The following is a 24,509-nucleotide window of genomic DNA, read 5'->3' on the forward strand; positions in this document are numbered from 1 at the left end:
CCGGGGAATTATTCCTCCGGTGCGTCCCCCTCCGTGGAGTCCGCATCGTGGTCCGCGCCGTGCGAGTCTTCGCGGTCATCGTTCGCGTCGGAGGTTTCCGGCGCGTTGGTTTCTTCAGGTTCCTCGTTTTCGATGTCTTCGGGACGTACCCGGTCGGCCCAGGGAATCCATTCGGGGGCGAGCAGGGCGTCGTCACCCGGCACAAGGCCAACTTCGCACACCGTGACCTTTTTCGACCGTGGCGCCCGTGCGACGGTCGAGAACCAATACCATCCGCGGTATCCGGGCAGGGTGCATTCAAAGAGGTGCGTGGACAAACGATCTTCTTCACCACGAACGTGGTGGATCGTGCCGATCGTAGACTCGGAGGTTATCTCCAGGACGCCAGCTCGCGCGACATCCTGGGCCTCGGCGAGCACGGCGTCGAGGCGTGTGGTCCGACGCCGTACCTTGCGCGGGGAGCCGAGCGTCAGAGTCGTGGGAGCTTCCGCCCGTTCCGCCACGGACGTTGCGGCCCCCGAAGAGACCGACGTGACCGGTTCGTCCTGCACTGTTTTCGACATACTCCTATTCAACCTTGTGCTGAGCCTAATTATGCGTCGAGGTTGTCCGCGACATTCCGAAGAATCGTCGCAACCTTCTTACCCACGGCGCGTTCCGGGTAACGCCCACGGCGCAAGGAGTTGGAGACGCCGTCGAGGAGCTTGATGAGGTCCTCGGTGATAACGGCCATCTCGTCAGCGGGTTTACGGTGGTTCTTCACCGAGGAGGGGATCCGGTCGAGCAAACGTGCCGAGAGCGCTTGGGCTCCGCGGCGACCTTCAGCGATGCCAAATTCCAAACGGGTTCCGGCCTTGACGGACGTGACTCCAGAGGGGAGGGCAGAGGACGGCAGGAAGACTTCCTGGCCGTCCTCGACGGTCACGAACCCGAAACCCTTCGTCTCGTCGTACCACTTCACTTTTCCGGTGGGCATGTTGCGTTCCTTTGCTGTATTCGTGGGGATGTCCCCCATTCGACGCGTTCGCGAGACGGTCCCTTATCGTCCACGCGGGCGCTTCTGCAGGTCCTCTACCCTCGATCCCTTGGCGGTTCACGCAGAAGCGAACGCCGTTGTGGGACTCATCGCGGGGAAGACCTCTCGTCAAAAAGTCTTGAGCATCAATTATACAGCCACCCTGACGCGGTGAGGGTGCCTCGGCATTCTGCCCTCAGGCCGAAAAGGTACCGTGGTACCCATGACTTCTCGTTCTTCCCAGGGCAGAGCCACCGTTGACTCGCCCCACGACTCCGGCCACCCCGAACCTCAATCCTCCGAGGCGCCGGGATTTGCCGGGTTTGCCGTAGTGGCTGCCGTTCTTGCCGCGATCAGCGTGGTAAGCGGCGTTGTCATGCTCATCCTGAAGTGGGTAGGCATGCACCCGTGGAACATCTTGACGATGCTTCCCATGATGTTGCTCCCTCTCGCGTTTATTCTGTTGATGGTCGCGCTCTTTTTGGCCGCGCGCCGACGTCGTACCCAGTAACAGAATCTGAGGGAATATTTTCTGTCCACAGTGCCAAATCAGCCTGCACTCTTTCAATATTCAGGCTTCATTCAGCCTACTAGGTGACACTTGGGCCTGTGAAAGCACATCAAACTGAAGCCAAGCTGCTCGTTGTCGACGACGAGCCCAACATCCTCGAGCTCCTTGCGACCTCGCTGAGGTTCGCCGGCTTCGAGGTCATCACCGCTGCCAACGGTCGCGAAGCTCTGGACCGAGCAACCGCCGAAACCCCTGATTTGGCCGTCATGGATGTCATGTTGCCCGACATGGACGGATTCACCGTGACGCGCAAAATCCGTGCCACCGGTTTGCTCTTCCCGATCTTGTTCCTCACCGCAAAGGACGACACCGAGGACAAGGTCACCGGTTTGACGGTGGGCGGCGACGACTACGTCACTAAGCCCTTCAGCTTGGACGAGGTGGTTGCCCGCATCCGCGCCGTCTTGCGCCGCACCCAGGCCCTGGAAGAGGAAGATTCCCGGCTGCACGTCGAAGATCTGGTGCTCGACGACGACGCACACGAGGTCTACCGAGGCGACCGCGAGATTGACCTGTCGCCCACGGAATTCAAGCTTCTCCGGTATCTCATGCTCAACCCCAACCGGGTCCTTTCGAAGGCACAGATCCTCGACCACGTGTGGGAATACGACTTCAACGGTGACGCCTCCATCGTGGAGTCCTACATTTCGTATCTGCGTCGAAAGATCGACAACGACAAGTCATTGCCGCCGCTGATCCACACCAAGCGTGGCGTCGGCTACCTGTTGCGGACGTCCAAGCACTAAACCGTGGTGCAGTCCGTCACCAGCCGAGTCCGACAGTCCAAATTGGGCGCGCTCTCTTTGCGCACCCAATTGGTCATGTTGACGGCTCTTCTTCTCGCATTGGCGATTGCGGTGACCAGCCTGGTGGCAGTCTCTGCCTTGCGCGGGCAGTTGATTCAGCAGATTGACTCCGAGATGAATTCCTCGGCAGCGAATCTCACAAAATATCTTGGCAACGATAAGTCCACGTCGACGGACGGCCCCGGATTCCGCTATTCCGCCTACCTCATGGACTCCGACGGCAACCTCGTAAGTTCGATCGTCGCCGACGACGGCAATTCATCGCCGCGGCTCACGGGCTGGAATCACGACAACGGAGTGAGGTACAACGGCCAAGGCCTCACGGTCCCAAGCAACACCGGGGACACCGAATGGCGTATCTTGCCGATCGCCTCGAAGGATTCCAACTACACCGTCATCGTGGCGACGCCCCTGACGCAGACCAATGCCGTGGTGACGCTCGTCGGCGTCCTTACCTTCGCCTTCGGCATGGCCACGTTGGCGGCGGCTGCGGCCTTGGCTTGGGTGTTGGTCACGCGCGCGTTCGAGCCTCTCGCAAGGGTCGAACGAACCGCATCTCGAATTGCCGCGGGCGACCTCTCCCAACGCATCGAGCGGCATGATCCACGAACCGAAATCGGCCAGCTGTCCTTGTCCCTCAACGTCATGTTGACCCGCATTGAGGAAGCCTTCGATGCGCAGAAACATTCCGAGGTCAAGATGCGTCGCTTCGTGGGCGATGCTTCGCACGAGTTGCGTACCCCGTTGGTGTCGATTCGCGGCTATTCCGAGTTGTACCGCCACGGCGCGCTTCAAACGGACGAGGACGTCGCAAAGGCGATGAGCCGTATCGAGGCAGAGTCGAAGAGAATGGGGCAGCTGGTCGAGGACCTCTTGGTGCTCGCCCGAATCGACGAACGGCGCCCGCTCGAAGTCACCACGGTAGACCTTTTGAAACTGGCTCAGGACGCCGCCGACGACGCCGCGGCATCTGCCCCCGAACGTGAGATTTCGGTCGTCGGCCTCGAGGAAGGCCCAGGCCTTCCCGCTCCGGTGCGCGGCGATGAGTCGCGCTTGCGGCAGGTTTTGGCCAACCTGGTGACCAATGCTCTGCGGTACACGCCGGAAGGCAGCCCGCTGGAACTCGCGGTGGGATCTCGGCCGGGAATCGACGGCGAGTACCTCTCCGTACTGAAGGTCGTGGATCACGGTCCGGGCATCCACGGCGACGACATGCAGAAGGTCTTCGAGAGGTTTTATCGCTCAGACACCTCCCGCACCCGCGACACTGGCGGCACCGGCCTCGGTCTCGCCATCGTGGCGGCCATCGTGACGCAACATCACGGCACGGTACGGGTCGAAGAGACGGATGGCGGCGGCGCGACAATGGTCGTCCAGATCCCGCAAGCGCGCCCCGGTGCCGAGGATCCCCATCCACAAAGTGGCAAAAACGTCACGGCATAGCGGTTTATCCCCAATGGGGCTGCCGTGAGTCGTCCCGACGTCGAGCGGCTCGACTCGTCGATCTACCCTCCTGCTATCGGCTACCGCGGAAAGGCTCCGCGGACCTAACCACAGGAGGTCACCATGGCTCAGTTCGTCGTCGATTCCGAGGTCATCACGGGTAAAACGTCCGAGGCGCGAGGTTATATGGAGCGCATCGCCACCGAGGTCAATGGTCTCACGACGTCACTCCAAGAACTCCAGTCCACGTGGACGGGAACGGCCTCGGCCAGGTTCCAAGAAGTCCTGTCGAATTGGCGCCAAACTCAAGCACGAGTCGAGGAATCTATGGGACAGATCAACCAGGCCCTCGCGAGCGCGGGCACCAATTACGCGGAAACCGAGGCCGCCAACGCCTCGATGTTCGCCGGGTAGACCGCCTTAGGCCTCCGGGGTATCTTGCCGCACGGCGAGACCCCATCGACCGGTCTCTCGACGGACCCACAGGCTCGTCCGCACGGCTGGTCCGCGAGGAGTTTTGACCCGGCTCACCACGAGTCCCGCGTGCTCTGACGGTGAATGGGTGCTGACGTATTCGGGGTCTCCCCGGAGGCCAAACGCCTGATCCAAGTACCGGAGGGCGGCTTCTCGCCCGGCGTGACGGCCACGCACCGTGATCCAGACGAGTTCTTCGGCCAGTAAATCTTGCACCCGTGAGGCGTCATGGTGAGTCGCGGGATCGTTGAGTTCTTGTTCGCATCGGAGGGCGGCCTCGGCGGGAGATTCCTGCGCGCGGGAGGGTTGGACCCCCGTCAGCGTGGATGCATCTCTCGTTGCGGCCTCCCCCGCCGCGGTACTCCGTGTGGCCCCCGGGGAAACCTCCCGCGATACTTCGTTCGGTGCGAGTCCGCCCAGGCCGGGGCCTTCATCCGGCGTCTGGTGCTTTTGGTACGCCGTGGCCGCGGCGCGGGCTTTGTCATCGGCGTGTTCATTCAACTCGTGTCCGGCGTGGCCTTTGACCCACTCAAATTCATAGGTGCGGCCGGATAAAGCTGCATCGAGTTGCTCCAGGAGGTCTCGGTTGAGAACCGGCTTGCCGTCTTTCTTCTTCCAGCCTTTGGCCTTCCACCCGGGCATCCACTGGGTGATGCACTTGATCACATATTGGCTATCACAAAGGATCTTGAGCGGACGCTCGGGCATACCCGCGGTGGATTCGACCAGATCCAGAACGGCCTTCAGCTCCCCCATGTTGTTGGTTCCGTGGGGCCAGCCGCCGGCTCGCCAGCAGGTCTCATTCACGTACCAGGCCCATCCGGCGGGTCCTGGATTGCCCAAGGCCGAACCGTCGGCAGCGGCGACGAGCGGGCCGTCGTCGGCGGGCTCATGCCGCGAGCCGCTGGCTCTTTCCGAGGTGGTCATCGAAAGTCTGCCTTACTGATCGAGGGTGTTTAGGTCGTCGAGGGTTAGGCCCAGGGACGCCAAAAAGGTCGAGAGTTTCACGGCGGTTTCGTGGTGCTCCCCCGTCGGAGTCGAACCGTTCACGATGCCCGCGCCTGCTCGAAGGGTCACGGTCCGAGGTCCGACGCGGCCGCTCCGCAGGTTCAGGGCCCATTCTCCGTTACCGTCCGGATCGGTCCAGCCGACGAGGCCGCCGTAGAACCCACGCTGAGAAGGTTCGAGCTCTCGGATCACGTCCAATGCGACGTTTCGAGGCGTTCCGCAAATAGCCGGCGTGGGATGAACCGCCTGTGCCGCGTCCAACGCGGACAGTCCGGGGAGCAAACGCCCCGAAATGTACGTTCCCAGGTGCCATAGTTGCGGGGTCGCCACCAACGAGGGCGCCGCGGGAACATTGAGCTCGGTGGTGATCGGTTTCAATCGATGTGCAATATCGTCCACGACGGTCGCATGCTCCGCGCGGTCTTTGGCCGACCTCATGAGGGCTTCGCCCGTTTGGGCGTCCTCTGTCGGGTCCGACGCCGCCCGTGAAGCGGATCCCGCCAACGGCTTGGTCGAAACCTCACCGGATTCGACACCCACTACCAACTCTGGGCTGGCCCCCATGATGTATTCACCCGTGGAAGTGTCGCGGACGCTAAACACGTAGGCCGAGGGGTTCATTTTTTTCAGATTCGCGTACAGTGCCGCGGGATCCAACGGTTCGTCGTCGTAGTGAAGCTCCAGCGCCCGAGACAGGACGACCTTTTCTAGTTGGCCGTCGTGAATCCTCTGCACCGCCGCAGCCACCGAGTCCCGAAAAATGCGGCTATCAAGGCCAAGAGTGCCCGTGGGCCGAGCAAGAGGTATGCGGTTCTCCTCGCCTTGCTCTCGTGGAGTCCACCTAAACCACTCGGGTACCGCGAGTCTCGGCGCCTCCGCCGGGTCGAAAGGCAGAAGCCCGACGACGATGGAATTAATTTCACGGGCCACATCCAGGCATTCGTCACGGTCGACTTCGTGCAATTCGCCGCCGGCTTCCAGTGTTCCGCGCGGCGTCGTCATCGTGAATCCTGGCAGGCGAGCGTGTTGGTCACCGTTCGATGTCGCGATAGTGCGGTCAGGGGTAAGCGGATCGCCGTCTTTATCCGATCGTGGCACCCCGATGCTCTCCGAGAGGCTCATGTTCACAATCCTCGATCCCTGTTCTTCAACACTCGGACTAGTTTAGCCCCGCTAGCCTTTTCCCCCGTCGGTGCCAGCTCAGGGCTCTCCCCGTCGCCGCAGCAGAACCATGGTTTCGCTGTGGGTGGTCTGCGGAAACATGTCGAAGAGTCGTGCTTCGACCGCGGTGAAGGACCTCAGGGCGTCCAAGTCCTGAGCGAGAGACTCTGCGTTGCAACTCGAATAGATGACCGTTGCCACGCGGGAAGATTCCAGCCACCGAGCAGTTTCCAGGCCAATGCCCCGTCGAGGCGGATTAACGACGACGCAGTCCGGCTCGTCATGGCTCCCGTTGGTAAAAGTTCCAGCGTCCGCGGCGGCGAAATCGATGTGATGAAGGCCGGCGCTCCGAGCGCTGGAACGCGCCGCCTCAATCGCTTCCGGATCTATCTCTATGCCACGAACCTCCACGCTGTCACCCAACTTTTCGGCAAGGTGCATGGCGAATCCGCCGACGCCGCAGAAGAGGTCCCATACCGAGGAAGGCGAGACGGATTCGGCCCACGCTGCCGCCTGCCGGTACATCCCTGCCGCGATCTCGGAGTTGGTCTGGAAGAAACCGTGAGGCCTCAAGTGGAGGTCAATTCCGTTGAGGCGCATCGGCAAGACCCGTTGATCCGTCAGAGGGATCTCCTCCGGTCCTTCCATCACCGCCTTGTGTTCGCGCAATATATTGGCGCTGACCACTCGTAGACCAGGCAAGGACTTCTTCAGCTCAGGCACGCCTTGGCGAATAGGGACCACGTACTTTTTGCTTCGCAGAACGAAACGCACCATGAGTTCCCGCTGAGGAGAAATCGTCACGATGAGGTTTTTGAGTTCACCCCTCCGGGCGGCGATGTCGTACGGCACTAATCGATGCTCTCTCACGAAGTCCTTGAGCATCGGTAGAGCATCCGTGATTTCTTGGGGATACAGGCCGCATTCGCTGAGGTCGGTCCCTCGACCCCGCCGATCCACGATGCCTAACTGAGGGTCCTCCGCAGTCCCGGTGACCACCATTTTGGCCTTATTGCGAAACCCGGATTCCCGGCTCCCCATGGGCTCATGCCACACCAGCCCCGGCCGGTTCCCCACCAGGGCACGCACTTTGCCCTGTTTGTCCTCAAGCTGCTGTTCGTACGGCACGCCCATGCGCACGCATGAACGGCAGAGCTGGGCGGAGAAATAGTCACAGTGCATCGTCAGTCCATGCTAGTACCGCCGCGCGCCCCACGGGTATCGCCGAGGGGCGGGTTTGCCCGTCGTCGGTTCACCACGGCAAAACCCCCGCACGAGCCAGTGCTCGTGCGGGGGTTTGACGTCAGCGGGATGTACCGGCGTGAGCCGAAATTACATCATGCCGCCCATACCGCCCATGCCGTCCATGCCCTCGGCACCGGCGCCGGCGTTCTTCTCCGGCTGGTCGGCCACAACGGCCTCGGTGGTGAGGAACAGACCCGCGATGGATGCGGCGTTCTGCAATGCGGAACGGGTCACCTTGACCGGATCGTTGATTCCGGCGCTCATCAGGTCCTCGTACTGACCGGTGGCCGCGTTGAGACCGTGACCCTGCTCGAGGCCGCGCACCTTGTCGGCGACGACGCCGGGCTCGAGGCCAGCGTTCGAAGCGATCTGCTTGAGCGGGGCGTCCACGGCAACCTTGACGATGTTGGCGCCGGTTGCTTCGTCGCCCTCGACCGTCAGGGTCTCGAAGGCACGAACGCCAGCCTGGATCAGTGCCACGCCACCGCCGGGGACGATGCCCTCTTCGACGGCTGCCTTGGCGTTGCGGACGGCGTCCTCAATGCGGTGCTTGCGCTCCTTGAGCTCGACCTCGGTAGCGGCACCGGCCTTGAGCACGGCGACGCCGCCTGCGAGCTTCGCCAAACGCTCCTGGAGCTTCTCGCGGTCGTAATCGGAGTCGGTGTTGGCGATCTCGGCACGAATCTGTGCAACGCGACCGTCGATCTCCTCAGCGGATCCCGCGCCGTCGACGATGGTGGTCTCGTCCTTGGTCACGACGACCTTGCGTGCCTGGCCCAGCAGGTCCAGGGTGGCGGTGTCGAGAGACAGGCCGACCTCTTCGGTGATGACCTGACCGCCGGTCAGAACGGCGATGTCGGCGAGCTGTGCCTTACGACGGTCGCCGAAGCCCGGAGCCTTGACGGCGGCGGACTTGATCGAGCCACGCATCTTGTTCAACACGAGCAGCGCCAGGGCTTCGCCCTCGACGTCTTCAGCGATGATCAGCAGCGGCTTGCCGGACTGCATGACCTTCTCCAGAACGGGGACGAGGTCCTTCACGTTGGAGATCTTGGAGTTGACGATCAGGATGTAGGGATCCTCGAGGACCGCTTCCTGACGATCGGCATCGGTCACGAAGTAACCGGAAAGGAAGCCCTTGTCGAAGCGCATGCCCTCGGTCAATTCGAGGTCCAGCCCGAAGGTGTTGGACTCCTCGACGGTGATGACGCCTTCCTTGCCGACCTTCTCCATCGCCTGAGCGATGAGCTTGCCGATCTCCGGGTCGCCGGCCGAAATGGATGCGGTTGCGGCGATCTCTTCTTCGGTTTCGATTTCCTTGGCCGAGGAGAGAAGCTCCTTGGTCACGGCCTCGACAGCCTTCTCGATACCGCGCTTCAGGGACAGCGGGTCCGCACCGGCCGCGACGTTGCGCAAGCCCTCACGAACCAGGGCCTGGGCCAAAACGGTCGCGGTGGTGGTGCCGTCACCGGCGATGTCGTCGGTCTTCTTCGCAACTTCCTTGACGAGCTCGGCGCCGATCTTCTCGTAGGGATCCTCGAGCTCGATTTCCTTGGCGATGGAAACACCATCGTTGGTGATCGTGGGTGCGCCCCACTTCTTTTCCAGTACCACGTTGCGGCCGCGCGGCCCCAAGGTCACCTTGACGGCGTCGGCGAGGGTATTCAAACCCTTTTCGAGTCCGCGGCGTGCCTCTTCATCAAAAGCAATCAATTTTGCCATGGCGGTTGACGTCCCTCCTGGACGGTAGACGGATGCGTCGTCCACGGTGCCCGCGACGGACGACCGATGCTCTACCGCACTCTGGGCGGTAGTTCACCAAGCCTCACCGTGGTGACTGAGTCTGATCCTCATCGACCCACAACTGTGAGTCCTCACGGTGAACGAAAATCCGAAACGGAGGAACTCTTTAGCAGTCGAGGAGGATGAGTGCTAACCCCAATATTGGCACTCCACCGCAGAGAGTGCAAACGATTCGGCAGTCCTTGACCGGGCTTCGCTCAGAGCACAGCGAACCCTCAAGGATCACCCTTTGGGCTCGGGTCGCACGGACTATTGTCCCGTCGCACCCGCTGCATCGTGAGCCGCAAGAACCACGACGACGTCGTAGGTGTATCCGCTGGACTGCCGGACGTCCTGGATGCCGAGCTTCTTCGCAATCTCCTTGGCCTGCGCATCCGACCCCTGGGCGTAATAGACGACCGACGCGTTCTGTGCCTGGCCATCCCAGTTGCTCACATCCGAAATCGTCCACCCGGCATCACGCAAGGTCGAGGCCGACTTCGTCGCGGTACCTTCCTTGGACCCGTAGTTATACACACCGATGGTCGTCGAGGGATCTGCCTGACTGGAGCCGGAGTCACTGGAGGACGACGCCTGGTCCCCCGACGACGCGGACGTCGAGGCCGAAGCCGAGCTCGACGAACTCGACGACGTTCCGGCGGCTTCTGGTCCGGCCGTTTTCGGGGAGAACAGGAACAGCAACCCACCGATCACCAGCGCACAAATCCCAGCCACTATCACGGCGGCCAGGTGCTTGAATCCACCAGTCTTCTCCGGAAGGTCACCACGGTAGGCGCCGCGGTGCGAAGAATCCCAGGGGACATCGTCGAATTGATCGTGTTCGTAGTCGGCCATGCGTGTCCTCAAAGTCTGACGGGGCGCACTGCTCGGTGCGTGTACGGCTCAAAATCCCAGGGTATCCCCTTTGGCCCCGAGTTAGCCCACGGCCCACCGCCGTCTTTCGTCATGAGATCAACCGTCTCGATGTTCGCGGAGGCGTCTCATCAGCGCAGGTTCCGCTCGAATGGCTCGTTCGTCATCGATCAACCGGTTCAGTCGCATGTAGTATTCCGTTCCCGGCATGCCCAACTCGGCCCGCACGGCGCGTTCTTTCGCACCGGAGTATTTCCAGGTTCTTTTCTCCATCGCGAGAATTGCGAGTTCGGCTTCGGTCAATGAATCCACGCCGATAGTCTAGGGAGAATCAACCCCGTCCACGAACTTCGGAGGAAAACCCGTGACCGTCAAGCCTCTCGAGGAAATCATGGCCGCCGACTGGGCCGACGCACTCAAGCCGGTCGAACCCACGATTCGCACTATGGGTCAGTTTCTCCGCGACGAGCACAAGAACGGTTTTCACACTCTTCCGGCCGCCGAAAACATCTTTCGGGCCTTCCAAGAACCGCTCTCATCGGTGCGCGTGCTCATCATCGGGCAGGATCCATATCCGACCCCCGGGCATGCCATGGGGCTCTCCTTCTCCGTTCAAGACGACGTCCGCCCCCTCCCCCGGTCCTTGACCAACATTTATCGAGAACTTCGCTCGGATCTTGGTGTGGAACCGCCCGAGCACGGCGATCTTTCGCGGTGGTCGCGTCAGGGAATCATGTTGTTGAACCGCTGTTTGACGGTCCGTGCCGGAGAGGCAGGTTCTCACCGCAACCGGGGCTGGGAACACGTCACCGACGCCGCGATTCAGGCTCTCGCTTCCCGGAATCAGCCCCTTGTGGCAATTCTGTGGGGTCGCGACGCTCGGAACGCGGGCGCGCAGCTCGGGCCCGCCATCCCGAAGATTGAGTCGGTCCATCCGTCCCCGCTCTCGGCGTCCCGTGGCTTCTTCGGCTCCCGTCCGTTCAGCCGAGCCAATGAAGCCCTGGCGTCGCTGGGCGAATCACCCGTCGATTGGAACCTCGGCTAGCGCCCTCGAGTGAGGTCTTCGGAAGATCAAATCCCGCGAGCACTTCCGGCATTAATTACCCAGGGGATCAGGCTCTTGCTTGCGTCTTCGGACCAACTTCCGTTGGATTTGTGGGTCTTTGCTCATAAACGGTCTCATGAGGTAATTGCCCAAGACCACGGCCGCCGCCATCGCCATGATGATCGCGCCCGCGTTGAGCATGGGGATCAGGCCGGTCACGGGATCGATATTGACCGTGAGGGTGTACATTCCACGGAAAATCGTGAGTCCGGGGAGCAGGAAGGTGAGGCCTGGAACGGCCAAAACCACCTGAGGAATGAGCCTCCTCTGCGCGATCAACGCTGAAGCGCAACCGACGCCGATCGCACCCACCATCGACGTCATGCGTCCGCCGGCGCCCGTCAGCGCAAAGAGATGGAACACCGTCAGGCCGCACAAACTGCTAAATACCCCTGGAAGAATATGTTCGGGTTTGACTTGAACAGTGATGGCGATCAACGCCGTCGCAATGAGCATGAAGACGATATTGACCAGTGGTTCCGCCCCAGAGAAGACCACGCTGTCGACGTCGATCTCCCGGAAACCCAGACTGGTCGTGATGGACACCGCGATCGCGATACCAACGATCAGCCCCATGAAAGAAAGGCCTGTGGAAATGAGCCTGCCGGCCGAGGTCACGGGGAATCCGTTAATGGCGTCTTGAATCGTGGAAACCAACGTCAGGGTCGGCAACAACATGATCAGCCCGGAACCCACGATGTGGGCGGGCGAGACCGGCGCCCCAACGGCGAACAGAATCATCGCGATCAAGGTCACCAGGGAAGAACACGCCGCCATGGTGAAGAAGGACGGAATGCGCCAAGCGGCGAGCTTTCCCGCCATGTACTGGACCACGGTGAAGGTCAGGAAGGACACGATGGAACCCAACCAGGTTCCGCCAATACCCACCGTAATCGCGGCCGCGGCGGAAGAATTGCAAATATTCACCAGCCAACGGGGATACGGCTTGGGCTTGGAGAGAATTCTGGAAAGTCGCTTTTCCGCCTCGGTCCTCGACAAATCACCGTTGGTAATCCTTTTGACGAGGCGGTGTGTCTCCGTCAAACCGGCGTAGTTATCCGACCATGAACGCACCACCCGCACCACCGTGTGGCTAAAGACCTCGTCACCGTTCGCATCGAGGCCGACGTTGCCGGATTCCGAAATGTAGTTGATCACCACGGACTGATTCGTGATGTCGATATCGACGTCCTCCACCCCGTAGGTTGCGCACGTCGCCACGATGGCGGTCTCGACGTCGCGCGCATCCGCTCCAAAGTGGAACATGGTCTCGGCCAGGCGCAGGGAGAAATTGAGGGTCTTTCGAACCTCGGTGCGCTCCTGGAACCTTCGGGGATTCGCGAACGGTGAATTCGCGAGGCGCTCGACCACACGCATGGGTGCGGTCGGCACGTTCTCCGAATGCATCATGCGCCGAATGCCGAAGCTTCTCCGCCCGGTGCCGGGTACCGGCGGGGAGGCCTCAGCCGAAGGGTAGCTCGCCCGAGTCACCCCGGGGTCGGGGGCATCGTTGGTTGAATAGCCCTCGCGGCTCGGAATAGAGGAAGACTCCGACAAATCTTGTGTGTTGCGGAAAATATCGTGCGGTGCCGTCCGGGCAGCACCAATACGTTCCGCGTCGTGAACGCCGGACCCTTGAGTAGCGGCGCCCAAGGAGTTTTCCACGGCTTCGGGAGCGGGCCGTTCAGGGTGATAAGCGCTGGAGCCGCTCCGCGACGTCGGCGGTTGGCTTCCCGAACTCGGATCCGTGGAATCCGCCGTCACGTTTCGGGAACGACTATCGGTGCGGTCCTGTCCGGAATCGACGATCGGCATGGCGGAGACAAAGGTTTGGGCCTCACCCGGATCCGCTTCCGAAGGCACGCCGAAGGGGTCCTCATAAGCCACCGGTGGTTCATGAGGTTCGTGAGGGCTCCGCGAGGAGGCGACGTCGTCCGAAGGTTGCGATACCGTCCGAATCGTTGACGTGCCAAAGAAGGGATCCGAATACACGTCCTCCGACGTATCCGGACCGAAGGGATCAGAGGTCTCCTCCGAGCCCTGCGAGATCCCCGAGGACGGATAGGCCCCGGTCAGGGGTTCACCCTCGGTGCCTTCGCTCATCTGCCCTCCTTGAACTCGGTTACTCTCACGCTAGACCGCGATCCTGTGCCCACGGTTGATGGCGGCTGAACCGTCGGTTTAGTAGAACGGCTGCTGCGTGCGGCGCCACCAGATTTGGCGCATCACGCGCTCAACGATCTTGACCCAGGCCTTATACGACGACGGCGCGAGCACCTGATCGTACACACCAACAAAATCCACCACGGACTTCGTGAAGCTGGTCTTGAAGAGGCCCAAGCCGTAGTAATTGTGTTCCTTGTTCTTGAGCTCGGCCTTCGGCGGCGTCCCACAAAAATCGTATTCCTGGATGCCGTAGTCCTCCATCAGATCCGTGAGGGCTTTCCACTGCACCAGGTGAGAGTCGCCATATTGCTTGCGACGAGGTTTCGAACCGCCGTCTTTATAGGTTCCCTTGCGGCCGTATCGAATGACGTAGGCACCCACGGACGGTTCGCCGTCTTCGTACGTGAAATACAACCGCCCCTGCCCCGCCTCGGCGAAGGTGGTCCAGAACTCCTTGTAGTACTCGAACGACCGCAAATTGACGTTAGCGTTGCCCTGCCCGACGGTATCCATGAGGGAGAACATTTTTTTCATGTTCTCTTCCGTGAGTTCCACGCGCTCGACTTCGGCACCTTCGCGCGTCGCACGACGCACCGCGTTTCGGCCGCGGGAGTGCAGGGACTTCAACACGGTCTCTTCGTCGGCGTCGGTGGGCAGGATCGCCGTGGAATCGTTCGGCTGGATGTTGAACTGCTTGACCAGCCCGGCACGCTTCAAGAAGGCGGCATTCTCATCCGAATCGAGGATGTCTGGCTCAATTTTCACGGCAAAGACTTTGAGCCCCTGCTCCCGAACAAAGTCGCGGTTGGCGTCGAGAATTGCCGGGATATCGTGGATATCGGCGACGTCGGGCCCTTTGATCATGTACCAGAGCTTGCCCAACACGGGGATCGATTTTTCTAAAACGAGGTTGTAGCTGGCGACCTCGCGCTCCTCGATGCTGCCGTCCTCGCCCTGGACTTCCGTCACGCCTTCGTAGACGAGATACAGGGGCTTCCAGCCGTGATGAGACTTGACCGAGGCGAACGACGCCGACTGCAGAAGGTTTCCGCCGTTCGGGTTGGCGGTGACGTGATCGTCCCAGTGTGAAATCTCGTGGTCGGTGGCGAATCGAGCGGTGAAATGTCGCAATGAATCCTCATCTGCCGAGCGTGGGGTGCTTCCCACGCCGTGGTTGGTGGTCCCGCACGGCGGGCTACTCTGATCTTCAGTTTAGGCGGATCGCTGGGATAAACACACGCAAAGGCCCGAGACTGCGACCCCTTGAGGTCTGCGGTCCCGGGCACCAGCGTGAGACGCCGGACGACCGAACCGTACGGCTCGGCACGAGACCGGCGAAGCGGAATTACTCGGCGTCGTGGTCCGTCTCGAGGATCTTGACGAGGCTATCGAGAGCCTCCTCGGAGCCTTCACCTTCCGCACGAAGAACAACCTTGTCCCCGTGCTTGGCGCCCAATGACATCAGCGACAGGATCGACGAAGCATCCATCGCATCGTCGGCGGGTTCGCCCTCGCCCGCAATGGTGACCTCAACGGGGAGGTCGCCGGCGGCTTCGGCGAAAATCGCTGCCGGGCGTGCGTGGAGTCCCACGCGGCTGGCGATGGTGGCGATACGTTCTGCCATGATTGTTCTCCTTGATTTTGTGGTCTTGCGGGCTTGCCGAAGCTAACCCTGAAATGCCGGACTGATTACAGACCGAGGTCATCAAGGATGGGCAGCTCCACGCGAGCCACATCCTTAGTTTCTTCAGCCGATCGCGCGTCCATGACCTTGGCCGCGATTTGCTGTGCTTGTTCCAGAGTAACGGATTTGAGGACGGCAGCGACGGCGGACAAGGAACGGGTGTTCATGGACAGCGCCTTCACGCCCAGACCGACGAGCACGACGGCGAGGGCAGGATCGGCCGCGGCCTCACCGCAAACCGACACCGTCTTGGTACGACCCGTGGCCTTTTCCGCGCGCTGCGCGCCCTCAACTGTCAGTTGAATCATCTTCAGAACGGCGGGCTGCCACGGGTTGTTGAGCTCAGCCAGTGCGCCCAAAAGGCGGTCCGCAGCCATCGTGTACTGAGTCAGGTCGTTCGTGCCCATGGACACGAAATCGACTTCATGCAGAATATCCTCCGCCGTCACAGCAGCCGAGGGAGTCTCGACCATGACGCCATGAACATCGAGATGCGCCTCACGGAGCATGCGAGCAAAGTCGCGGGCCTCGGGCGCCGTGGAGATCATGGGTGCCATGACCCAGACATCCGCGGTGCTCTGCTCGGCGGCGGCCGAGATGGCCTCGAGCTGGCGCCCAAGCACTCCCGGGGTCGTCCAGTCCGTGCGGTAGCCCCTCACACCCAGGGCAGGATTCGGCTCGCTCGTGTCGGTCAGGAACGGCAACGGCTTATCAGCGCCAGCGTCCAGGGTCCTCACGACGACGTGCTTGCCCGGGAAGGCATCGAAGACGGCTTTGTATTCCACCGTCTGCTCTTCCACCGACGGCTCTTCTTCTCGGTTGAGGAAGGCAAATTCGGTGCGGAAAAGTCCCACACCCTCGGCCATATTCTCCGCAGCCGTCTGCGCCGCTTTACCGTTACCGACGTTGGAGTACAGGGGGATGTTGGTCCCATCGGCCAGCACACCCTGCCCGTCAAAGGCCGGGATTTCCTTGCGGTTCGCGTACTTTTCCGCGAGGCGTTCCTCGGCAGCGCCGGGGGTAATCACGACGGTGCCATCGGTCGCGTCCACGTAGACCTGCGTTCCGTTGGGCACCTCGGTGGCGCCGGTGGCCGCCACGATCGCCGGTAGTCCCAAATCCCGGGCGAGAATTGCGGTGTGCGCCTGCGGTCCGCCCTCAGAGGTCACCAAGGCCAGCACGTTGGTCGGATCGAGCGTCGCGGTGTCCGCGGGAGCCAGGTCCTCAGCGATGAGAACGAAGGGTGCGTCGGATTCGGGAATTCCCGGGGCCGGCTGGTTGGTCAGCTCGGCTACGATGCGCGAGCGCACATCCAAGATGTCCGTGACGCGCTGTGCCATGTAGCCGCCGAGGGCCTTCATCTGTGACGCGTAGGAACCGGCAGCCTCCCAAATGGCACGCTCCGGCGTGTACTGCTCCCCCGTGATCAACTTGCCGGCATTTTTCAGCAGGGCTTTGTCGCCGGCCATCAGGGCCGTGGACTTCAACACGGCGGCGGCATTGCCCGTGGTCCGACCGGCGCGCTCCTTCAGGTTTTCCTTGACGCGACCAGCTGCCTCCTGAAGACGCTCAATGGCGGCCTCCGGGCTCTCACCATCTTCGAGGGTCGAGCCGACCGCAGGTTCCCGGATGGGCTCCGGCATCTGCACAACGGGGCCGATGACACGTCCGGCGGAAACGCCGACTCCAGTGAGCTTCTTCATGATGATCAATCCTTACTCGAAATGCTCTGATCGGTTGTTTTAGGCGGCCGCAGCCGTTTCTCCAACTTTTTCCTGACCGGATGTGGCGTTCCCGATCCTTTTGAGGACCAGGTAAACGATCGCCGTGATGACAGCTCCGACGATCACGGACACGAGGTACATGGGCCAATTCTCCACCAAGAACAGGATCCACACACCACCGTGCGGTGCAGGGGATCCCACGTGGCTTCCCATGCAGATCGCCCCCGCGACGGCGCTACCCACGATGGACGAGGGAATGACCCGCAGAGGGTCGGCCGCGGCGAACGGAATGGCGCCTTCCGAGATGAACGATGCACCCAGCAACCAGGCAGCTCGTCCGTTGGAAACTTCCGCTTCCGTGAAGTATTTCCGACGCACGGTGGTGGCCAGAGCCATGGCCAATGGAGTGACCATTCCCGAAGCAATGACCGCCGCCATGATCTCTTTGGAAACGTCCGTTCCGGCGGAAAGGCCCGCTGTGGCGAAGAGGTAGGCGGCCTTGTTGATCGGGCCCCCAAGATCCGCGCCCATCATCGCACCCAAGACCAGGCCTAAAATGACCGCCGAGGCGCCGGACATCGACATCAAGAAGTCGTTGAGCACGGTCATGATCCAGGCAATCGGCTGACCGAGGATCAGGAACATGAGTCCGCTGGAAATCAAGGTCGCCAGCAGCGGGATAATGACCACCGGCATCATGCCAGCCAACCAACGCGGCAATTTCGGTTGAGCCAGGAGGTAAGCGACGAATCCGGCGAGTAAACCGCCAACGATGCCGCCCAAGAATCCGGCACCCACCATGTTGGCGACCAGACCGGCGGCAAATCCGGGCGCAATACCCGGGCGTCCAGCCATTCCGTAAGCAATGAATCCTGCGAGCGCCGGAACCAGAAGTCCGATCGCTTGGCTACCGATGACGAAGACCACCGCGGCCAGGTATTGCCACAGGCCAGCGTCGCCAGGGTGGAAGAGGGAAGCGCCGTCTCCGCTGACCACGCCGTCTTTAATGCCCAGGATGTCCTGAGCATTGTTGGCGATCTCGTATCCACCCATGATGAAGGAGATGGCGATCAGCAGGCCGCCTGCGGCAACAAACGGGATCATGTACGAAACACCGGTCATCAGCGACCGATAAACCCGTGAGCCCCACGAACCATCATCAGATGACGACGACGAGCCTTCCGCCCGCGATCCCGAGACCCGGCGCGCGTCGGGGTTCTCCGAGGCGGCAAGTGCTTCTTCGATCATGACGCGCGGTTCATCGATCCCTCGTTTAACCGGGGACTCGACCACGGGCTTGCCGGCGAATCGATTCCGATCACGCACGTCCACAGAGGCCGCGAATATCACGGCATCCGCGGCGTCGATCACGTCCTGCGAGAGGACTTCGTTGCCGGAGGACCCCTGGGTCTCGACGTCGAGCTTCACGCCCATCTCTTCCGCCGCTTGGGAGAGTGAATCCGCGGCCATGTAGGTGTGGGCGATGCCGGTCGGGCATGACGTCACTGCCACCAAGCGCTTGCGCTGGCCGGCAGATTCCGACGGTTCGGCTGGTGTCGCTGCGGCAACCGTGGCGCCTTCGGCCTTCGGCGCAGAGGAGACTCCCAGCGCAGAGTTCACCAGTTCCACGATCTCCTGCTTCGACGATGCGCTCCTTAGAGCTGCCACGAAGTCCTTTTTAACCAGAGACCGAGCCAGCTTCGAGAGCAGAGTCAGGTGTTCCTGGTCCGCCCCATCCGGGGCCGCAATGAAGAAGATGAGGTCCGCCGGGCCGTCCTTCGCGCCAAAGCTCACGCCCGGTGCCGGACGGGCCATGGCGAGCGTGGGTTCGGTAACTGCCGAGGAACGGCAGTGCGGAATCGCAATACCGCCGGGAATGCCCGTGTCCGTTTTGGCTTCGCGGGCCTCGGCATCACGGTAGAGGTCGTCGAACGACGTCGCGCGTCCGGCGTCCACAACCTTGCCCGTCAGATGCCGGATGACGGCGAAGCGATCGTCGCCAAGGTTTTCATCCAGCGTGACGAGATCCACGGTGATTAGTGCGGACATAGTGCTCCTTGTTGAAAGTGCCTCCGGCGAGCCCTCACCCCATACGAGGTGTCGTCATCCCGGCTGCAGTGTGAAAGATGAACTCAGAAGGTCCTTATCTGAGCTCAGTGACAGTAACGGCTTCCGGAGTAGTTTCTTCGAGTGAAGGCACCTGGGTACCGGGCAACGATGCGGCGGCCGACCCATGAGCGACGGCCTGAACCAAGCACTCGCGCGGGGACTTTCCGGCCTCGTCGGCCAAGAGAAAACCTGCCAGCGAACAATCCCCTGCACCCACGGTGCTCCGCGCGCGTATGGGTGCATGTTGGGCATACCAGGCACCGTCGGGGGTCACCAGAACGGCTCCCTTCGCTCCCATAGTTGCCAGTACCGAGCCGACACCTCGATCGACGAGTTCACGCGCCTTCTGCGCGGTGGCTTGCGGATCGTCTTCTAGAGCCGCCGCGTCGGTTGACCCACCAACCAATTCCGCGAGTTCCTCACTATTGGGTTTGATCAAGTCCGGCAGGCCGTCCTGACCGATCAAGGTGTCTCGCAACGAGGCGCCGGAGGTGTCAACGGCCATGCGGGGCGCGTCGTCTCCCAGGACCTCCCGGACAGCCCGCGAAACAACGGCGTAGTAATCACTCGGGACACCGGGCGGCAAGGAGCCGGCCAAGACCAACCAGCTGGCGCCTTTGGCGTCATTGATGAGCAGCCGCGTGAGCTCCCGTTGTGCAACGTCGTCGAACGGTTCGCCGGGAGCGTTGATTTTGGTGGTGGTTCCATCGGGTTCGGCGATGGTCACGTTGGTACGGATGGGGTACCCCGTGGCGAGGTTGGAATAGCGGACGTTGGCTTCGGTCAGGCCGGCCAAGACGGGGTCGCCGCTGTCCCCTGGCAGAACTGCGACCGACTCGACACCGCTCACGCTGAGGGCCCGGGCAATGTTGACGCCCTTCCCTCCAGGGTCCGCCACGGACCGTGTTGCGCGAATCACGGTGCCCCGTCCCAACTGGGCAGGGATCTCGACCGTGCGGTCCAGACTGGGGTTCGCTGTCAGGGTGACGATCATGCGATGAGAACCTCTACGTTCGCTTCTTCCAAGGCCGAGGCCAAGGATCCTTCCGGGGCTTTATCGGTGACCAGGGCGTCAATGTCTGACAGATCCGCGAATCGGACCAGCGACTCCTGCCCAAATTTGGCGGAGTCGCACAGCAGCACCACTCGGCGGGCCGATCGGACGATGGATGTCTTGACGATGGCCTCGTTGAGTCCCGGCGTCGACAGTCCAAATTCTTCATCCAGTCCATTAACCCCAATCAGGGCAATGTCGGGACGAATGGTCGAAAAATGGTCCGCAGCACGGGTGCCTACGGCAGCCCAGGTCATCTTGCGGAGTTGACCGCCCACAAGATCCAACACGATGCCGTCCGCTTCCGCGAGTTTCACCGCAATATGTAGGGCGTGGGTAATGATCAGGCGGTCCGCCCCCGATTTGAGGGAAAAGTCAGAGGTCGCAATCAAGTCTGCGAGGATTTCGGTGGTCGAACCCGCGTCGAGCACGACGGCGCCGGCGTCGGCGTCTTGCAACAGTTGGTATGCCCGCGCGGCGATCCGCTGCTTTTCCGGAGTATTGACGGTCTGGCGGGACGAGATGCTGGATTCAACCGCGGTTGACTGTTCGACCGTTACGGCACCACCGTGAACACGGCGCAATTTGCCGTCCGTTTCCAGGGCAGCCAGATCTCGCCGCACGGTTTCCATCGTGACGTCGTAGCGACGCGACAGCTCAGCCCCGTTGACCCTACGGGCGCTGCTAACCAGCTTGGCGATTTCCGCCCGTCGTTCTTCAGCGAACATGGTGCTAATACTCCCCAGCGACGATCACGGGGAAGGCCCCGTTTGTGCATTTTTGATTTTATGTGGCTTTAAGTGGCCTGGTCAATGAGAACGTGTGGGAACGATCATGATCCCAGACCCCTTGCACCGGATTAGTCGAGGTCCAGGCTCGCCGGATCCCACGAGAACAGTCCCTCGAGGCTCACTTCGATTGGCGTTGCGTTCGGGACGTGTTCGCTCCAGTCCCCCGGCGTTGTCGCGATCAGTGTGCGTCGTATCAGCGTCCCGTGGCTCACAACCAGGAGGTTCTTCCCGGGATGGTCCAAGACCAGCTGTTTGAAAGTCGCTACTCCACGCCGGTACACCTCGCCTTCCGGCTCCACGCCCTCGAAGAGGTCTTGCGGATGACGCGAGTCTTCAAAGCTCAGTACTTCGCCCTCTGCCTGGCCGTACGCGCGCTCGATGACGCCGGGAATCGTTTGCACGTCCTTCATTCCCACGTATTCGCCGATGATGCGCGCCGTCTCCTGCGCTCTCGACAACGGTGAAGCTCCCAGGAAATCCCACGAACCATAGTTGTGGGCCAGGAGCTTTCCCGCCTCCCGCGCCTGCTGACGCCCCGTGTCATTCAGCGGAATATCTGAGCTGCCTTGCATTCGCCCGGCCTTATTCCAGTCGGTTTGCCCGTGACGGACCACGACGAGGCGTCCGCTCATCAGCTGTTGTCCCATGTTTTGATCGTTCACTCGTGGATCCCCTGTCAAGGTAACTACCTCCACATGCGGAGGATTTCGGCACTCTTCAACGTAGCCCCGGAAGCCGCTTAAAACGAAAAAGGTCGGTCCGATCCCGGCTATTGCCAGGTCGGACCGACCCTGTGGAGCCTTCTACCGGATTCGAACCGCCACCCTGACCTAGTTCTGGAGCTTTCGACACATCCAAACAATTCTCACCAGCACCCCACCAATCCTATAAATATAGAGCAGCAATTGGCACATAGCGCAGACAAGGTTCCTCGCATTCCCTGTAAATATTCTCCCCCTCCAACGAAAGTAGCCTCCTGGAATCTGATTCAAATTTGTGTCACCATGCAGTACACCGTTAAGCTATTCGATCGGACGAGCCACTTTTCAACCAAGGATTCCCCATGTCCTCTACACAATCGCCTACACTCACCAGGCGAAATATCGCTAAAGCCGCAGTATGGTCAACCCCTGTTTTAGTCGCAGCTAGCGCTGTCCCCGCCTATGCAGCATCGCCGGAACCTAGAATTCGAGGCTGGCTGCACCTCGTCAAGGATTGCAGCCGCTCTGAAATCACTGTCGGTCCTAGTAGAAAATTTGAACCTGGGCTATGGGTCGAAAACGCAAGAGCAAACATCAAGGCAACCAATGCCATGATCACGTTCTACATGCCACATCGTTTCGATCCTTTAAGATGGCAAGCTGAACACGATAACGGAGCCTGGTCCATTCCCCAGCACAATCCATCCGCGCCACAAAGGGGTGGGTACACCGCATACACGACTCGTTACTCAGGAACCTGGGACTTCCAAAGTCGTGACAAACGATTGCGGGCTACGAGTCACCCGAGCTTTTACGCACCCCTCGACCCTCACGTGTGCTCGGGGGAAGCAACCCTCTACTTAGCCGGCACAGTTACGATCGACGGAAATACGCTTACAGCCAACAGCGACCCCCTAACCCTAGGCCATTGAGACTGTCAAGCTTGCAGATATTTAATGCAGGCCGGCTTCCAGGAACCACAAACCTCTATGTTCCACCAAATAAACCTCTGACACTCGCGGCAACTGGAGCCAAACACTTAACTCGATCAAGATTCCTAGGAAGACGAGCCCCCGGATTCACGCCCGCTGCATCCGGGGGGGCTCAACACGTTCTAAAACCCGCCGTACCCGGCTGGTGCCAAAAGGGCACCAAGAACGATGCAGCCTCCCTTCATTCGTGAAGTACTAAGACTTAACGCAAAACAATGCGAGTAAGCTCCTGGTCGCACCCTCTTACGCTAGACCCCACACTTCCCGAACGTGCTTTCTCAAGAACTGAGCACACTGTCGCTAATACTAAAGCGGATACATTGATGAGATAGACCCAAGAAAGCCCTTGTGGTAGCTGGTCAGCCATGTCGCTCCTCACCGGAGTTTACCCGACGCCACTACGTCGAGCGGGAGGGCCTGGTGGACTTTTCGAGCATCGTCGAAGCGTTCGGACCTGGAGCAAAAGGGTGTGGAGTCCGTGACTTAACCGTGACTCGGGGACGATTAAACGAAAAAATCCCCAGAACACCAACGCTTTTCCGTTGATATTCCGGGGATCTTAGAGCCTCCTACCGGATTCGAACCGGTGACCCTCTGTTTACAAGACAGATGCTCTGGCCAGCTGAGCTAAGGAGGCACGTTCTCGCGGCACCTTACATTACCCGGCTGCGGTCCCATTCCCAAACGGACCCCCAACAATGCCGTGAGGAGGTGCCCCATCGCGACGGGACACCCCCTCAACAGGTGAGCGTTACGGCTTACTTACCGGACTTGCCCTTGATGACTCCGCTCAGGAAATCGGAGAAGCTGCCGTTACCGTACTTCTGACTGTCGGCGTAGATCGTCGGCGTTCCGCTAATGCCGTTGTTCTGCGACTCCTTGACGGTGACGTTCACCAGCGGACGGTACTTGTTGTTGTCCAAGTCGCTCTTGATATCGGCACCATATTTCTTGGCGATATCTGCGAGCTTTTGGTTATTCATGCCGCCCTGACCCTGGTGAGACATCATCTCTTCCTGCCAGTCAAGGAACTTCTCCGGGGAGACCTGCTCGGCGACAGAGTAGGCAGCCATGGCAGCTCGGGATGAGTATTCCGTGCTGGTCTCTTGGTCCAGGAAGTTGAGGTTCCTGATTTCCAGCTGGATCTGACCGTCCATGACCTGCTTCTTCAGCTGTTCACCGTTGGACTTTTCGAACTCTGCGCAGTGAATGCAGTTGTAGTCCTGGAAAATGGTGACCTTGACGGGCTCACCATTCTTCTTGGCGTCCTGCTCAGAAGGCATACCGACCGGAAGTGTGGCCGGCTTTCCATTCGACTGGTCATCGGCCGGCCCGGTTTCCTTCGATGTCTTCAGATCGTTGATATCACGCGTATCGACATCCGAGGTGTCCTTCTTGATACCGTCCTTGGTCACCACGATTCCGCCATATTGGTTGGAACTCGAAGCGACTGGACCGGAATCGGGGATTTCGGACTTCTTATTGTGCTGATAAACCGCCGCGATAACGCCAATAATGATCACGACGAGCACCACTGAGGAAATCTGCCACCACAGGCCCGAGGTCTTACGGCTGCTCTGCTTGGCAGCGATTTGACGCGCCTTTTCTCGCGCCTCGCTACTCCGTGGAGAAGAGGAGGATGCCACGTTTTGCTCCCTGTTCGAATGAATAGTCACTACAGAATCCCCCACATCCTAACGGAGATACCTGGGTACCTCATGGGTAAATACACCCGCGGAAAATTCCCTCTCCACCCCGCGAGATCTGCGGATAGGCTTAGAAGTAGGCTGGCTCGAAGAGAGAAA

At 60.7% G+C, this 24,509-nt stretch carries 22 protein-coding genes and 1 tRNA gene; 5 read left to right on the top strand and 18 right to left on the bottom strand.

What is annotated here, in order from left to right; all coding sequences use genetic code 11:
* Nucleotides 1-8: 8 nt before the first annotated feature.
* Entirely contained in the window at nucleotides 9-563 is a 555-nt protein-coding gene (locus B9Y51_RS02845) for a DUF3027 domain-containing protein (RefSeq protein WP_085528711.1), read from the bottom strand.
* Nucleotides 564-592: 29 nt separating this feature from the next.
* Nucleotides 593-976, bottom strand: coding sequence for a cold-shock protein (locus B9Y51_RS02850; protein WP_048679698.1), 384 nt, complete (start codon nucleotides 974-976; stop codon nucleotides 593-595).
* Between the two features lie 262 nt (nucleotides 977-1,238).
* On the opposite strand from B9Y51_RS02850, the gene B9Y51_RS11305 reads away from it, so the two are divergent.
* The 4 genes from B9Y51_RS11305 to B9Y51_RS02870 all read left to right on the top strand — a co-directional run bounded on the left by B9Y51_RS11305 (nucleotide 1,239) and on the right by B9Y51_RS02870 (nucleotide 4,249).
* Entirely contained in the window at nucleotides 1,239-1,526 is a 288-nt protein-coding gene (locus B9Y51_RS11305; RefSeq protein WP_245826032.1) for a hypothetical protein, read from the top strand.
* Nucleotides 1,527-1,624: 98 nt separating this feature from the next.
* Nucleotides 1,625-2,332 carry a response regulator transcription factor gene (locus B9Y51_RS02860; protein ID WP_048679703.1) on the top strand — a complete coding sequence of 236 codons (708 nt, stop codon included), beginning with the start codon at nucleotides 1,625-1,627 and terminating at the stop codon, nucleotides 2,330-2,332.
* A 75-nt stretch (nucleotides 2,333-2,407) separates the two neighbouring features.
* Nucleotides 2,408-3,835: a sensor histidine kinase gene (locus B9Y51_RS02865; RefSeq protein WP_082156701.1), complete on the top strand. Its 1,428-nt coding sequence runs from the start codon at nucleotides 2,408-2,410 to the stop codon at nucleotides 3,833-3,835.
* A gap of 123 nt (nucleotides 3,836-3,958) precedes the next feature.
* A complete protein-coding gene (locus B9Y51_RS02870; RefSeq protein WP_048679708.1) occupies nucleotides 3,959-4,249 on the top strand; it encodes a WXG100 family type VII secretion target in 291 nt (96 codons plus the stop codon).
* Between the two features lie 6 nt (nucleotides 4,250-4,255).
* Here the strand turns inward: B9Y51_RS02870 and B9Y51_RS02875 are convergent, their stop codons facing one another.
* The 6 genes from B9Y51_RS02875 to B9Y51_RS11030 all read right to left on the bottom strand — a co-directional run bounded on the left by B9Y51_RS02875 (nucleotide 4,256) and on the right by B9Y51_RS11030 (nucleotide 10,690).
* Nucleotides 4,256-5,236: a ribonuclease HI family protein gene (locus tag B9Y51_RS02875; protein ID WP_048679711.1), complete on the bottom strand. Its 981-nt coding sequence runs from the start codon at nucleotides 5,234-5,236 to the stop codon at nucleotides 4,256-4,258.
* Between the two features lie 12 nt (nucleotides 5,237-5,248).
* Nucleotides 5,249-6,439 carry an isochorismate synthase gene (locus B9Y51_RS02880; RefSeq protein WP_048679712.1) on the bottom strand — a complete coding sequence of 397 codons (1,191 nt, stop codon included), beginning with the start codon at nucleotides 6,437-6,439 and terminating at the stop codon, nucleotides 5,249-5,251.
* Between the two features lie 78 nt (nucleotides 6,440-6,517).
* A complete protein-coding gene (locus tag B9Y51_RS02885) occupies nucleotides 6,518-7,660 on the bottom strand; it encodes a methyltransferase domain-containing protein (RefSeq protein ID WP_085528712.1) in 1,143 nt (380 codons plus the stop codon).
* Between the two features lie 150 nt (nucleotides 7,661-7,810).
* Nucleotides 7,811-9,445 (bottom strand): chaperonin GroEL, encoded by a 1,635-nt coding sequence (groL, locus tag B9Y51_RS02890; RefSeq protein WP_048679724.1) that lies wholly within the window; start codon nucleotides 9,443-9,445, stop codon nucleotides 7,811-7,813.
* 330 nt (nucleotides 9,446-9,775) lie between these two features.
* Nucleotides 9,776-10,360 carry a LytR C-terminal domain-containing protein gene (locus B9Y51_RS02895; protein ID WP_085528713.1) on the bottom strand — a complete coding sequence of 195 codons (585 nt, stop codon included), beginning with the start codon at nucleotides 10,358-10,360 and terminating at the stop codon, nucleotides 9,776-9,778.
* Between the two features lie 117 nt (nucleotides 10,361-10,477).
* Nucleotides 10,478-10,690: a DUF3263 domain-containing protein gene (locus tag B9Y51_RS11030; RefSeq protein WP_238651160.1), complete on the bottom strand. Its 213-nt coding sequence runs from the start codon at nucleotides 10,688-10,690 to the stop codon at nucleotides 10,478-10,480.
* A 52-nt stretch (nucleotides 10,691-10,742) separates the two neighbouring features.
* On the opposite strand from B9Y51_RS11030, the gene B9Y51_RS02905 reads away from it, so the two are divergent.
* Complete coding sequence (locus B9Y51_RS02905; protein WP_048679732.1) at nucleotides 10,743-11,423, top strand: uracil-DNA glycosylase; 681 nt, start codon at nucleotides 10,743-10,745, stop codon at nucleotides 11,421-11,423.
* Between the two features lie 51 nt (nucleotides 11,424-11,474).
* Here B9Y51_RS02905 and B9Y51_RS02910 read toward each other — a convergent pair whose 3' ends face one another.
* From B9Y51_RS02910 to B9Y51_RS02955, 10 genes are all read right to left on the bottom strand, one after another.
* Entirely contained in the window at nucleotides 11,475-13,586 is a 2,112-nt protein-coding gene (locus tag B9Y51_RS02910) for a threonine/serine exporter family protein (RefSeq protein WP_085528714.1), read from the bottom strand.
* Between the two features lie 78 nt (nucleotides 13,587-13,664).
* Nucleotides 13,665-14,780 carry a lipid II:glycine glycyltransferase FemX gene (locus B9Y51_RS02915; protein ID WP_048679735.1) on the bottom strand — a complete coding sequence of 372 codons (1,116 nt, stop codon included), beginning with the start codon at nucleotides 14,778-14,780 and terminating at the stop codon, nucleotides 13,665-13,667.
* Nucleotides 14,781-14,994: 214 nt separating this feature from the next.
* On the bottom strand, nucleotides 14,995-15,273 hold the full coding sequence (locus B9Y51_RS02920) for an HPr family phosphocarrier protein (protein WP_048679737.1): 279 nt from the start codon (nucleotides 15,271-15,273) through the stop codon (nucleotides 14,995-14,997).
* Nucleotides 15,274-15,338: 65 nt separating this feature from the next.
* Nucleotides 15,339-17,036, bottom strand: a complete 1,698-nt coding sequence (ptsP, locus tag B9Y51_RS02925) for a phosphoenolpyruvate--protein phosphotransferase (RefSeq protein WP_085528910.1) — start codon at nucleotides 17,034-17,036, stop codon at nucleotides 15,339-15,341.
* Between the two features lie 39 nt (nucleotides 17,037-17,075).
* Entirely contained in the window at nucleotides 17,076-19,106 is a 2,031-nt protein-coding gene (locus B9Y51_RS02930; protein ID WP_085528715.1) for a PTS fructose transporter subunit IIABC, read from the bottom strand.
* A gap of 94 nt (nucleotides 19,107-19,200) precedes the next feature.
* Nucleotides 19,201-20,160 (bottom strand): 1-phosphofructokinase family hexose kinase, encoded by a 960-nt coding sequence (locus B9Y51_RS02935; RefSeq protein WP_048679743.1) that lies wholly within the window; start codon nucleotides 20,158-20,160, stop codon nucleotides 19,201-19,203.
* Nucleotides 20,157-20,948, bottom strand: coding sequence for a DeoR/GlpR family DNA-binding transcription regulator (locus B9Y51_RS02940; RefSeq protein ID WP_048679746.1), 792 nt, complete (start codon nucleotides 20,946-20,948; stop codon nucleotides 20,157-20,159). The genes B9Y51_RS02935 and B9Y51_RS02940 overlap by 4 nt, the downstream gene beginning before the upstream one ends.
* Nucleotides 20,949-21,079: 131 nt before the next feature.
* Nucleotides 21,080-21,673: a histidine phosphatase family protein gene (locus tag B9Y51_RS02945; RefSeq protein WP_085528716.1), complete on the bottom strand. Its 594-nt coding sequence runs from the start codon at nucleotides 21,671-21,673 to the stop codon at nucleotides 21,080-21,082.
* 1,594 nt (nucleotides 21,674-23,267) lie between these two features.
* Nucleotides 23,268-23,341: transfer RNA gene (locus B9Y51_RS02950), tRNA-Thr, on the bottom strand.
* Between the two features lie 121 nt (nucleotides 23,342-23,462).
* On the bottom strand, nucleotides 23,463-24,350 hold the full coding sequence (locus B9Y51_RS02955) for a DsbA family protein (RefSeq protein WP_048680113.1): 888 nt from the start codon (nucleotides 24,348-24,350) through the stop codon (nucleotides 23,463-23,465).
* Nucleotides 24,351-24,509: the final 159 nt, after the last annotated feature.

The organism is Kocuria massiliensis (assembly GCF_900169715.1).
Lineage (GTDB): Bacteria > Actinomycetota > Actinomycetes > Actinomycetales > Micrococcaceae > Rothia > Rothia massiliensis.